The sequence below is a fragment of the Streptomyces sp. NPDC050422 genome (assembly GCF_044458665.1).
Lineage (GTDB): Bacteria > Actinomycetota > Actinomycetes > Streptomycetales > Streptomycetaceae > Streptomyces.
The window spans coordinates 118,732-130,727 of sequence record NZ_JBITIE010000006.1; the positions used below are offsets into that span (position 1 = coordinate 118,732).

Annotated in this window: 10 protein-coding genes and 1 riboswitch; of the genes, 5 read left to right on the forward strand and 5 right to left on the reverse strand. The window is 72.2% G+C overall.

Annotated elements, in window-relative coordinates:
• Positions 1 to 72: 72 nt before the first annotated feature.
• The 5 genes from ACIBJG_RS10435 to ACIBJG_RS10455 all read right to left on the reverse strand — a co-directional run bounded on the left by ACIBJG_RS10435 (position 73) and on the right by ACIBJG_RS10455 (position 6,203).
• Entirely contained in the window at positions 73 to 1,551 is a 1,479-nt protein-coding gene (locus tag ACIBJG_RS10435) for an esterase (RefSeq protein WP_399306562.1), read from the reverse strand.
• 233 nt (positions 1,552 to 1,784) lie between these two features.
• Positions 1,785 to 2,687, reverse strand: coding sequence for a transglycosylase SLT domain-containing protein (locus ACIBJG_RS10440; RefSeq protein ID WP_399306565.1), 903 nt, complete (start codon positions 2,685 to 2,687; stop codon positions 1,785 to 1,787).
• A gap of 5 nt (positions 2,688 to 2,692) precedes the next feature.
• Positions 2,693 to 2,878: riboswitch (cyclic di-AMP (ydaO/yuaA leader) on the reverse strand.
• 283 nt (positions 2,879 to 3,161) lie between these two features.
• Positions 3,162 to 4,067: an ABC transporter ATP-binding protein gene (locus ACIBJG_RS10445; protein ID WP_399306568.1), complete on the reverse strand. Its 906-nt coding sequence runs from the start codon at positions 4,065 to 4,067 to the stop codon at positions 3,162 to 3,164.
• 7 nt (positions 4,068 to 4,074) lie between these two features.
• A complete protein-coding gene (locus ACIBJG_RS10450) occupies positions 4,075 to 5,124 on the reverse strand; it encodes a FecCD family ABC transporter permease (RefSeq protein ID WP_399306571.1) in 1,050 nt (349 codons plus the stop codon).
• Complete coding sequence (locus ACIBJG_RS10455; RefSeq protein WP_399306575.1) at positions 5,121 to 6,203, reverse strand: FecCD family ABC transporter permease; 1,083 nt, start codon at positions 6,201 to 6,203, stop codon at positions 5,121 to 5,123. The genes ACIBJG_RS10450 and ACIBJG_RS10455 overlap by 4 nt, the downstream gene beginning before the upstream one ends.
• A gap of 163 nt (positions 6,204 to 6,366) precedes the next feature.
• Here ACIBJG_RS10455 and ACIBJG_RS10460 point away from each other — a divergent pair, with 163 nt between their 5' ends.
• The 5 genes from ACIBJG_RS10460 to ACIBJG_RS10480 all read left to right on the forward strand — a co-directional run bounded on the left by ACIBJG_RS10460 (position 6,367) and on the right by ACIBJG_RS10480 (position 11,992).
• Complete coding sequence (locus ACIBJG_RS10460) at positions 6,367 to 7,362, forward strand: ABC transporter substrate-binding protein (protein WP_399306578.1); 996 nt, start codon at positions 6,367 to 6,369, stop codon at positions 7,360 to 7,362.
• Entirely contained in the window at positions 7,359 to 8,147 is a 789-nt protein-coding gene (locus tag ACIBJG_RS10465) for a 2,3-dihydro-2,3-dihydroxybenzoate dehydrogenase (RefSeq protein WP_399306581.1), read from the forward strand. The genes ACIBJG_RS10460 and ACIBJG_RS10465 overlap by 4 nt, the downstream gene beginning before the upstream one ends.
• Before the next feature lie 309 nt (positions 8,148 to 8,456).
• Complete coding sequence (gene dhbC / locus ACIBJG_RS10470; protein ID WP_399306584.1) at positions 8,457 to 9,674, forward strand: isochorismate synthase DhbC; 1,218 nt, start codon at positions 8,457 to 8,459, stop codon at positions 9,672 to 9,674.
• A complete protein-coding gene (locus ACIBJG_RS10475; RefSeq protein WP_399306587.1) occupies positions 9,671 to 11,347 on the forward strand; it encodes a (2,3-dihydroxybenzoyl)adenylate synthase in 1,677 nt (558 codons plus the stop codon). The genes dhbC and ACIBJG_RS10475 overlap by 4 nt, the downstream gene beginning before the upstream one ends.
• A 12-nt stretch (positions 11,348 to 11,359) precedes the next feature.
• Positions 11,360 to 11,992, forward strand: a complete 633-nt coding sequence (locus ACIBJG_RS10480) for an isochorismatase family protein (protein ID WP_399306590.1) — start codon at positions 11,360 to 11,362, stop codon at positions 11,990 to 11,992.
• The last annotated feature ends 4 nt before the right edge of the window (positions 11,993 to 11,996 follow it).

Sequence of the window (11,996 nt, forward strand, 5' to 3'; positions counted from 1 at the left end):
CATCGCGCACCGGGTTGGGAACGGGCCGGGGGCAGCCCCGAAGAGTCCCGCCCCCGCCGCTCCCCCGGTCTGCTACTCGTCGATCGCGGACCCGTATCCGGCTCCGGTCTCCACGCCGCCGAACGTTCCCGCGTCGAACGTCCAAGAGCCGGCGGCGGTCACACCGCCGGTGCCGGCCGAGAAGGCCCAGACGATGCCGTCGCCGGCGTTCTCGCCGGGCGCGGCGGTCAGCAGACCGGACCGCCCGTCGTTGTCGGGGTCGGTCAGCCGCGTCCGGCCGCCCCAGCTGTCACCCTTCTCGGCAACGCCCGGCACGTTCACCGAGTCCTGGTCCCACGAAGCGGCGCCGGTGGCGGTGAGCCCGCCGGCCGCGCCACGCAGCACCCACACGGCCCCGGCATCGGCGACCGTGCCGATGTCCTCTCCGGGGGCGCCGATCGCCACGTCGGCGTAGCCGTCGCCGTCGGTGTCCGCCACGGAGAGGCCGGTGCCCCAGCCGTCGCCGGCCTCCGAGCCTCCGGGGACACCGGAGGTGTCCTGTGTCCACCACACGGGCGGGGTGCCCGGGCCCTCGGCGCCGACCGGCCCGTCACCGGCGCTGCCGTAGTACACGCCGACCACACCGCCGGTCACCGACTCACCGCCGTCGTCGGGGCTGTGCGGCTCCCCGGTGACGAGGTCGTCGTAGCCGTCGTTGTCGATGTCGCCGGAGGCGACGGCCGGGCCGCCGCGCAGATCGTGGTCGTAGCGGAGTCCCTGGACCTCGCCGAAGAAGAGCGCGGACCAGCCGTGGCCCGGCTCCTCGCCGACGGTGACGCCGGAGATGACCAGGTCGGCGAGGCCGTTGCCGTCGTAGTCGCCGGTCGTCATGGCCCGGGGGGCGATCTCGCGCCCCGGGGTGCCGGGGATACGGCTGCTGCGCGAGGTGGCGTTCCGCCGGGTCCCGGCGTCGTACTGGTAGAGAGTGAGGTCGGTGCGGTCGGTCACGGCCAGCTGGTCGCCGGGGATGTCGGGGCTGAAGTGCGCGGCGGCGAGAGCGCCGCCGAACCTGGCGCCGGCCGCGGGTTCCCCGGCCTGGAGCCAGTCGCTGTCCGCGCCGGAGAGCCCCTTCGCGGAGCCCCACAGGACGACGACGCCGCCCGCGTCGGTCAGCGGTTCGATGTTCTCGCCCGGGAGTCCCACGACCGCGTCGTCGTACCCGTCCCCGTCCAGGTCACCAGTGGCCAGGGCCCGGCCGAAGTCGTCGCCGGCCTCGGCGGCGCCGGGCACTCCGGTGGTGTTCTGGCTGAGGACGGCGCCGCGGACGGTTCCGATGCCGCCCGGCCCGCCGTACTGCACGGTCACGTAGCCCGCGCCCTTCCTTCCGTCGACGGTCCCGCCGGGCGCGCCGATGAGCACGTCGTCGTAACCGTCGCCGTCGAAGTCGGTGTTGCGGTCGTGTGCGCGCGTTCCGCCGGGGGTGCCGGCGTAGGCGGAGGGCGCGGCGATGGCGGCCCCTGCGATCAGGAGGAATGCGGCCGCGACAACGGCGGCGGAACGGTTGGTGCGCACGAGCGGCTCCTCGGTTCAAGGATGACCGGGCGGGGAGGCCGGTCCGGCCGATCGGGCCGGACAGACCGCTGGGCCGGGGGGACGCCGGGAAGGGCCCGTTGCCTTCCCGACGCCCTGTTTGACCGGCGCTGCGGCACAAGGGTTGTACGGCACGGCAAAAGGGGCGGAAGGGAGCAGTTCAGCCCCCTTCCGCCCCTGCTCACGACTCCGCCCGGGGGCGGACCCGCAAGGGGTCAGTAGGCCCCGAAGACGTTGTCGATCGAGCCGTACGTGGCCGCCGCGTAGTTGCACGCGGCGGTGATGTTGGCGACGGGGTCCAGGATGTCCAGCGAGGTGCCGGGCACGTGGAAAGCGTCGAACGTGGGCTGGATGACCTGGAGCAGGCCCTGGGACGGGGTGCCGGCCGCGGCGTTCGAGTCCCAGTTGTTGACGATCTGCGGGTTGCCCGAGGACTCGCGCAGGATGTTGCGGTGGATGCTGTCGTAGGTGCCGGGGATGCCGTTCTCGGCCATGACGGCGAGGGACTCCTTGATCCAGCCGTCGAGGTCGTCGGTGTACGCCGTCGCGGCCTGCGCCGGAGTCGTCTCGGTCTGCGCGGGGGTCGTGTCGGCGATCTCCTCGGCGACGGGCGTGGCCGTCGTCCGCTCGGAACGGTCGGCGCGGTCGGCACTGTCGGATCGGTCGGCCGACGGCTGCGAGGCACTGCCGGACGTGTTCTCCGCCTTGTACTCGCTCTTGGTCGCGGCCTTGGGGGCGGCGGCCGCGGACTTGGCACCGATGGTCAGCTTCAGGCCCGGGTGAATCAGGTCGGGGTTGCCGCCGACCACGTTCCGGTTGTCCTTGTACAGCTGCTCCCAGCCGCCACTGAGGGAATGCCCACGGGCGATCTTGGAAAGCGAATCTCCGGAGACCACGGAATAGATGGTGGACTCGGCCTTCTGTGCGGCAATTTCCTTGCCCGCAACGGAAGTCGAGGCTGCGGCCTTTTCTGCCACGACCGGCTTGACCGGCGCGGCGGAGGCCGATCCGGCAGCGATCAGGGGGAGCGCGAGAACGGCTCCGCCTGCGCTCACGGCGATGAAACCGCGGGTCAGGGAGGTGGACTTGGAACGACGGTGGTGACCCTTGATGGGCATGGCGCTTTTCCTCTCCGCCGCCTGCGAGGTGAGCTGTCGGGTTCGGACTGGAGATGCCCGGTCGCACATGGCGACTTCACCCCAAGCCGCTCCGGAAATCCGGACCGGCGTCAAACCTGGGTCCCCCGCTCCTGCCGTACGTGAGTGGTGTCGGGTTACCGGACGGCGGCAGGATTCGGCGTTCCATCCGGATTGACGGCGACCGTAAGCGAGAAAGGCCGGGCGAAACAAGCCCGGAATTCGTGATCACAATTGATGCGCAAGATCAATCAAAGGAAATGTGCGACACCGGTCACACCGACGCGGGTCAACTTTCTTGGCGCATCAGGGAACCGGCACCTCCGGTTCCGCGTCAGGGGTCGAAAACGTGACGCTGGCCACTGCGCCCGAAAGGGGCGTTTTGGTGGCTTTGCGAGCCTGTGGCCGGTAGAAACGCGACCCTGTTGAGCATTTCCGACTAATGCGAATAATCGCTTAATCAGGACAATACGGTGCGAGTGTCGGCCGGGCCGCCACCGCGGCACGGCTGCGCGGTACCACGACCGGTGAGCCGTCGCCCGGGGCGGGAAGAATGTCCGCGTCCAGCGCGTACAGCTCCTTCACCAGCGCCTCGTCGACCGTCTCGCGGGGGGCGCCCCGGGCGATGACGCGGCCGCCCTTCATGGCGACGAGCAGGTCGGCGTAACGGGCGGCGGCGGCGAGGTCGTGCTGGACCATGACGACGGTGCGGCCGGTGGCCGCGACCTCGCGGACGAGTTCCAGCACCTCGACGGCATGCCCGAGGTCGAGGGCGCTGGTCGGTTCGTCGAGCAGGACGACCGGGGTCTGCTGGGCCAGGACCATCGCGAGCCAGCACCGCTGGCGCTGACCGCCGGACAGCCGGTCGACGCGCTCCGCGGCCAGCGCGGTGGTTCCGGTGGCGTCCAGTGCGTCGCGTACCGCCCGCTCGTCCTCGCGCGACCACTGGCGCAGCAGCCCCTGGTGCGGGCTGCGGCCGTAGCGCACCAGGCCGGCCACGGTGACCGCCTCGGGGGCGCGCGGCAACTGGGGCAGCAGCGCGACATGGTGCGCGGCCTTGCGCCGGCCGGTCTCCCAGATGTCGGTGCCGCCGATCAGGACCGTGCCGGTCTCGGGCCGGTGGAGCCGGGCGACGGTCCGCAGCAGGGTCGACTTCCCGCAGCCGTTGGGGCCGACGATCGCGACGACCTGTCCCGCGGGGACGCTGAGGTCGACGTTCTCGACGACGGGGCGGCCGGGGTATCCGGCGTGCAGGCCACGGACTTCGAGGCCGGCGTCGAAGCCCGCGTCGTTGCCCGTCTCGAAGCCCGCGTCGTTGCCCGCTTCGAAGGCCGCCTTCGCGCCGGTCGGATTCTCGGTCATGTGCGGCTCACGCCTTTCCGGCGGCCGGGTCGGGCCGCAGCAGTACCCACAGAAGGAAGGGGCCGCCGAGGACGCTGGTGACGACCCCTACCGGCAGTTCGACCGGAGCGGCGACGCGTCCGATCGCGTCGGCCGCGGCGATGAGCGCGGCTCCGGTCAGTGCCGAGCCGGTGACCGGGACACGGGTGGGCCCGGTCAGCCGCTGGGCGAGGATCGGTGCCGCCAGGGCCACGAAGGCGATGGGGCCGCCGACCCCGACCGCCGTGCCCGCCAGCAGCACGGCCAGGACGAGCGCGACGGTACGCACGCGCCGCAGGTCGACGCCGAGGGAGCTCGCCACCTCGTCGCCGAAGCGCAGCAGTTGCAGGCGGTGCCCGGCCGCGAGCGAGAGCGGGACGAGGAACAGCAGGGCCACGGCCAGCGGCACACCGGCGTCCCAGTCGCGTCCGTTGAGGCTGCCGACGGCCCAGAGGAACACGCCGCCCGCCGTGTTGTCGTTCTCGCGCGACATGATCAGGTCGCCCACCGCGCCGATGAAGGTGGAGACGCCGATCCCGGCCACCAGCAGCCGGTAGCCCGCGCTGCCCGCTCCTCCGGCACTCAGGACGACCACGACCGCGGCGGCCACGGCACCGATCGGCCCGAGCCACCAGTTGCCGACCATGCCGGTGGCGGACCCCGCGGCGGCGGCGACCACGGCAGCGGTGGCGCCCTCGTTGACGCCGACCAGGTCCGGTGTGGCGAGCCGGTTGCCGGCCAGGGTCTGGGTGAGACAGCCCGCGATTCCGAGGGCGGCACCGACCAGCAGGCCGGTGAGGACGCGGGGCAGCCGGAAGTCCCGCACGATCATGACGGTCCCTGCGTCGCCGGTTCCGAGCAGTCCCGAGAGGGTCTCCGAAAGGCTCATTCCGGTTGAACTCGCCATCACCGCCAGCGTGATGAGGAGGGCGAGCAGCGGAAGAAGCAGCGCGGCGGCGAGCGCGCTGCGCTTCGGCAGGAGCCAGGACAGCGTTCCGGTGCGGAGCACGACGCTGTCGGGCGGGGTCACGTCCGTCATGCCGGGACCCCTGCCGTGGACAGCCGGGAGGAGCGGGCGATCCACACCAGCAGGGGGCCGCCGACGAAGGCGAGCAGCACGCTGACCGGGGTCTCCCAGGGCCGGATGACGATCCGCGCGAGAATGTCCGCGATGATCATGATGTCGGCCGCGATCAGGGCGGACAGGACCAGTTGGGCCGTCATCCGGGCTCCGGCCAGAGCCCGGGCGGCGTAGGGAGCGAACAGCCCGAGGAAGGCGATGGGGCCGGCCACGGCGACGGCGCAGCCGGCGAGCAACGAGACGGCCCCGGCGACGACGAGCCGGATCCGGCCGGGGTGATGCCCCAGGGAGCGGGCGCCGTCGTCCCCGAGTCCGAGTGCCGCCAGCGGCCGCGCACAGCCGAGCGCGGTGAGCAGGCCGACCGCGATGAGGGGCAGGAGGGGCAGCAGGTCGGAGATCCGGATGCCGGCGAGTGAGCCGATCGTCCAGTAGCGGTAGGTGTCGAAGGTCGACTGAGTACCCAGCAGGACGTACGAGGTGAGGCCGTGGAAGGTGGCGCCGAGCGCCGATCCGGCCAGGACGAGCCGCAGCGGCGATCCGCCACCGCGTCCCGACGCGGCGAACAGGAGGACGGCCGCGCTCGCGACCATGCCTCCGGCCAGGGCCCACACCAGCAACGAGGCGGGTGAGTCCGCGCCGAAGAAGGTGAGCCCCAGCACCACGGCGAAGGCGGCTCCCGAGTTGACGCCGAGCAGCCCCGTCTCGGCGAGGGGGTTGCGGGTGGCGGCCTGCAGGAGACATCCGGCCGTCCCCAGGCACGCTCCGACCAGGATCGCGGCGAGTGTGCGCGGCAGGCGTACGTCCACGACGGCCAGGCGCAGTTGCGCGTCTGCGCGGGCGGCCGGGTCGCCGACGAGGTAGTCCCAGGCGCCGCCCGTCGAGCTCGACCCGGTGCCGATGAGCAGGGACAGCAGGACGAGGGCCGGCAGCAGGAACACGAGACCGGTGGCCGCCCACACGGCCGCGCGCCCTTCCCGTGGCGGGACTTCGACGGGGCGGGGCCCGGTGACGGGCTGTCCCCCTTGGACGATCGACATATGGTTAGCCTAACCTAAGTACGTCGGGCGGCCGGCGGCGGGTCCCAGGGCTCCCCCCTGCCCTGAAACGGCGTCAACCGCCGTGCCGCGTCCCGCTTCGGCAGGGCGGGGCACCCGTCCGGACCGTCCCCCATCAATCGAACGCAAACGGAGATTCCAGGCCATGGCGCCGAATTCGACCTTCTCTTCCCGTGGCCTCGCCCGACCGTCGGTGGCGGCCTCCCTCATCGGCATCTGCGCCCTGGCGATGACTGCCTGCGGATCCTCCGAGGCGTCGGACGGATCCGCCGGCTCGGCCGCCTCCACGTCCCCGGAGACGGCCCAGCTGACGGATGCGACCGGGACGTCCGTGAAGGTCCCCTCGACGCCGCAGCGCGTGGTGGTCCTCAGCGAGATGGACCTGGACGCGGCCCTCGCGCTGGGCGTGAAGCCGGTGGGCCTGACCGCCGGACGCGGCCAGAAGGGTGCCCCCGGCTACCTCGCCGACCAGGCGAAGGGCATCCCCGTGGTGGGTGCGGTCACCGGCCCCGACATCGAGAAGGTCGTCCAGGCGAAGCCGGATGTGATCCTCGCCGGTCAGCTCGCCGACGAACAGGTCCTCCAGCAGCTGCGCAAGGTCGCGCCGACGGTCGTCACGATCGACGGCACCAAGGACTGGAAGAAGGCGCTCTCCCTCACCGGCAAGGCACTCGGCCGTGAGAACAAGGCCGCGTCGTTCCTCGCCGACTACGACACCCGGGTCACCGCACTGAAGAAGGACCTGGGCGCGGAGGCGGGCAAGAGCGTGTCCGTCGCCCGCTACTCGGCCAAGGGATCGGCCGTCATGCAGCAGGGCGTGTTCATCAGCGACGTCCTGAAGGACCTCGGCTTCACCCGCCCCGGCATCCAGAACGAGAAGGGCGAGGGCCACTCCACGCCGATCAGCGACGAGAACCTCAAGGAGATCGACGGGGACTGGCTCTTCATCGGCACCCTCACCTCCACCGGATCGGACCAGGGGCTCGTGGGCGAGCTGTCCAAGAAGCCGGCGTACAAGCAGCTGGAGGCCGTGAGCAGCGGTCAGTCGACCGTGATCGACGGCACGAAGTGGACGAGTCTGGGCGGCGCACAAGCGGCCGTCTCGGTGCTCGACGACATCCGCAAGGCCATGGTCAAGTGAACCCCGCCCCGGAACTCACCGGCCGGCTCGCCCTCGTGACGGGGGCGGGCCGCGGGATCGGCGAAGCGGTGGTGCACGCCCTCGTCGAACGCGGCGCCCGCGTCCTGGCCACCGACCTCGCCGCCGACGGCGTGACCGCGCTCGCCGCTACGTACGGCGAGCGGGTCACGGCCCGCACGCTCGACGTCACGGACGCCGCGGCCGTCGACGCACTCGTCGCCGAGGCCGAGGACACGCTCGGCCCCCTGGACATCGCGGTCAACGTCGCCGGAGTACTGCGGTGTTCCGCGGTCGCCGAGCTGACGGACGAGGACTGGGCGGCCACCTTCGCCGTCAACACCGACGGAGTCTTCCACGTCTCCCGGTCGGTCTCGCGCCGGATGGCCGGACGCGGTGCGGGCAGCATCGTCACCGTCGCGTCCAACGCCGCGGGCATCCCCCGTACGAGCATGGCCGCGTACGCGGCGTCGAAGGCCGCGGCCGTCATGTTCACCAAGTGCCTCGGCCTCGAACTGGCCCCCCTGGGCATCCGGTGCAACACCGTGTCACCGGGCTCGACCCTCACCGACATGCAGCGCGGCATGTGGCCGGCCGGAGACGAACACGCCGCAGCCCGGCGGGTCATCGACGGGGACGGGGCGAGCTACCGCACCGGCATTCCGCTCGGCCGGATCGCCGACCCGTCCGACATCGCCGACGCCGTCGCCTTCCTCGTGTCCGACCGCGCCCGCCACATCACCCTGCACGACCTCTACGTCGACGGCGGCGCCACGCTGCGGGCCTAGGCCCTGTCCGGCGGATCATGGCCGGATTGGCCCTAGGGCCTCTCGTCCGGATCAGGTTGGGCTCGCGAGGCAACGACACCGCACCTCGCCGCATTGTCGTCGCCTCGCCATGTTCCGCGCGAGCTCTCGGCTGCGCTCGGCTGCTCTCGAGCAGGGGCCCCATTCGCCATGGCTCCCTCCTCCGCCTTGCGATGCACGGCAGCGGACCCCGCCCCCTTGTCCAGCCCGATCCGAACGAAAGACCCTGACCCGCCCGCCCGGAACTTCCGACAGCGGATCGCAGCCCTCCCCCACTGGAGACAAGAAGACATGTCTGCCTCACTGCGCGTACCCACCGCCCCGCACCGGGCCGCCCACCGCACCTCCCCTCCCCCCTCCCCCGGCGCGGCGACCGCACTGCTCGACGCCTACCGGCCCGGCGTGGACCGCTTCCTCGCCACGTCCTGCCGGACCCTGCTCGCCACCGGCACCGTCGCCGAAGTCCCGCACGACTCACGGCCGTTGAGCGACCGGGTACGCGAGGTGCTCGACGGCCGACGGCGCGCCGGGGACCCGGCGCCGATCGTCGTGGGCGCGCTGCCCTTCAGTCCGGACGCCCCGCCCGCGCTGGCCGTCCCGCAGTCCGTGCGCCGGGCGTCGGCCCTGTGCGAGGACCCGCTCATCGCGCTTCCCGGCCCGTCGGCGAAGCCCGGCACCTGGCGGACCCGAGAGGTCCCGGCCGCCGCCGACTACGCCGCCTCGGTGGCAGCGGCGGTGCGGCGGATGCGCGCCGGGGAGTTCGACAAGGTCGTCCTCGCCCGCACCCTGGAGCTGACCTCCTCGCACGACCTCGACCTGCCCGCCTTGCTGCGCCGGCTCGCGCAGCACGACCCGAAGGGCTACACCTTCGCCGTCCCCAGCGGACCGGGCCGCACCCTCGTCGGTGCCAGTCCCGAACTCCTGGTCGCCCGTGCCGGGAACGTGCTCACGGCCAATCCACTGGCCGGATCCGCGCCGCGCAGCGACGATCTCGCCGAGGACGTGCGGCGCGCGGCCGCGCTGCTGGAGTCCCCCAAGGACCTGCACGAACACGCGGTGGTCGTCGCCGCCGTGCGAGAGGCCCTCGCTCCGTTCTGCGTGAGCCTCGACGTGCCCGAACGCCCCACCCTCGTACGGACCGCGGCCATGTGGCACCTGTCGACGACCGTCACCGGCACGCTCGCGGACCCCGGCACCTCCTCCCTCGACCTCGCCTCGGCGCTGCACCCCACGCCCGCCGTGTGCGGCACCCCGACCGAGGTGGCCCGCGCCGTCATAGCCGAATCGGAGCCCTTCGAGCGCGGCGTCTATACCGGCATGGTCGGCTGGCAGGACGCGGACGGGGACGGTGAGTGGGTCGTGACGATCCGCTGCGCCGAGGCCGAGGGCCGCTCGCTGCGGCTCTTCGCCGGTGCCGGTGTGGTGGCCGCCTCCTCGCCCGAGGCGGAGACCGCGGAGACGGGCGCCAAGTTCCGCACCTTCCTCAGCGCCGTGGGGGCGGCCCTGTGAGCGCGACCCCGCAGGTAGACGACGCACCCGCCTGGCCGGCCGGATTCGCCGAGCGCTACCGTGCGGCCGGGCACTGGCGCGGCGAGACGTTCACGGGCGTGCTCCGCGCGCGCGCCGCCGCCCACGGTGGCCGGGTGGCGGTCGTCGATCCTGCGGACGGCCGGCGCGCCTGGACGTACGGCGAGCTGGACGAGCGTGCGGCCCGGCTGGCGGCGGGGTTCGCGGCGCGGGGCATCGCCGAGGGTGACCGGGTCGTCGTCCAGCTGCCCAACGTCGCGGAGTTCGTCGAGGTCGTCTTCGCGCTCTTCCGGATCGGTGCCTTGCCCGTCTTCGCCCTGCCCGCCCACCGGGAGACGGAGATCGGCTACTTCTGCTCGTTCACCGAGGCCGTCGCCTATGTGATCCCGGACCGGCACGCCGGCTTCGACCACCGTGCGCTGGCGACCGCGGTCAAGGCGCGGACTCCGGAACTGAGGCACGTGTTCGTCGTCGGCGATCCGGGCGAGCACACGGCTCTGTCCGACGTGCCGTGTGAGGAGTCCGCTCCGCTCGACGGGCCCGAGCCGCACGACCTGGCGTTCCTTCAGCTGTCGGGCGGCACGACCGGGGTGCCGAAACTCATCCCGCGTACGCACGACGACTACATCTACTCGCTCCGCGGCTCCAACGAGATCTGCGGAGTCGACGAGGACACCCGCTTCCTCGTGGTGCTGCCGGCCGCGCACAACTTCCCGATGAGTTCGCCGGGCTGGCTCGGTGCGCTGTACGCGGGCGGCACGGTCGTCCTGTGTCCGCGGCCGGACCCGGCGACGGCGTTCGCGCTCGTCGAGCAGGAACGGGTCACCATGACGGGGATGGTGCCACCGCTCGCCCTGGTGTGGACCGAGGCCGCGCCGGACACGGAGCATGACCTGTCGAGTCTGGAGCTGGTCCTCGTCGGAGGCGCCAAGTACAGCGAGGCGGCGGCTCGCCGCCTGGAACCCGCGCTCGGCTGCCGGCTCATGCAGGTCTTCGGAATGGCCGAGGGCCTCGTCAACTACACGCGGCTGGACGACGACCGGGAGACCGTGGTCACCACGCAGGGCCGACCGATCTCCGAGGACGACGAGATCCGGATCGTGGACGACGCCGGACAGGACGTCGCCGAGGGGGACTTCGGACATCTCCTGACCCGTGGCCCGTACACGATCCGCGGCTACTGGCGTGCCCCCGAGCACAACAGGACGGCCTTCACCGAGGACGGCTTCTACCGCACGGGCGACATCGTGCGCCGCACCGCGAACGGCAGTCTCGTCGTCGAGGGCCGGGCGAAGGACCAGATCAACCGGGGCGGCGAGAAGGTCGCGCCGGAGGAGATCGAGAACATCATCCTCGCCCACCCGTCCGTGCACGACGTGTCGGTCGTCGGCGTCGCCGACGCGTTCCTGGGCGAGCGCACGCTGGCGTACGTGATCCTGCGCGAGGGCGCCGAACCGCTGAGGCCGGTCGCGGTGAAGCGGCACGTACGCGAGCGCGGAGTCGCCGCGTACAAGGTTCCCGACCTCGTCGAGTTCGTCGACACCTTCCCGCAGACCGGAATCGGCAAGGTCAGCAAGAAGGGACTGCGCTCCGGATCCGCTCCCCACCCCGGCGCCGACGCCGGCTCCCGCTCCGCTGAACCCGACCGGCACTGAAAGGCCCTCCCCATGGCACTTCCCGCCATCGCCCCCTATCCCCTGCCCGGCGCGGACGACCTCCCCGCGAACCGGGTCGCGTGGACCGTCGACCCGGCACGCGCCGTGCTCCTCGTCCACGACCTCCAGAACCACTTCCTCGCTGCGTACCGCTCCGGCGAACAGCCGCTGACCGGCATGCTCGCCAACACGGCCCGGATCATCGAGGAGTGCCGCGCAGCCGGCGTCCCGGTGGTCTACTCGGCGCAGCGCGGCGGCCAGACCGCTGAGGAACGCGGGCTCCAGCTCGACTTCTGGGGTCCCGGCGCGGCCGACGACGCCGAGGCTCTCGCCATGCCGGACTCCGTCGCACCGACGGCCGGTGACACGGTGCTCACCAAGTGGAAGTACAGCGCCTTCGTCCGTACCGAACTCGAGTCACTGATACGGGAGTCGGGCCGCGACCAGCTGGTGATCACCGGTGTGTACGCGCACATCGGGGTACTCATGAGCGCCGCCGACGCGTGGATGCGGGACATCCAGGCGTTCGTCGTGGCCGATGCCGTCGCCGACTTCTCGCGCGAGGACCACGACATGGCCCTGCGCTGGGCTGCGGGCCGCTGCGCGGTCGTGACCACCACCGAAGCCCTTCTGAAGGAGATCTGAGCAC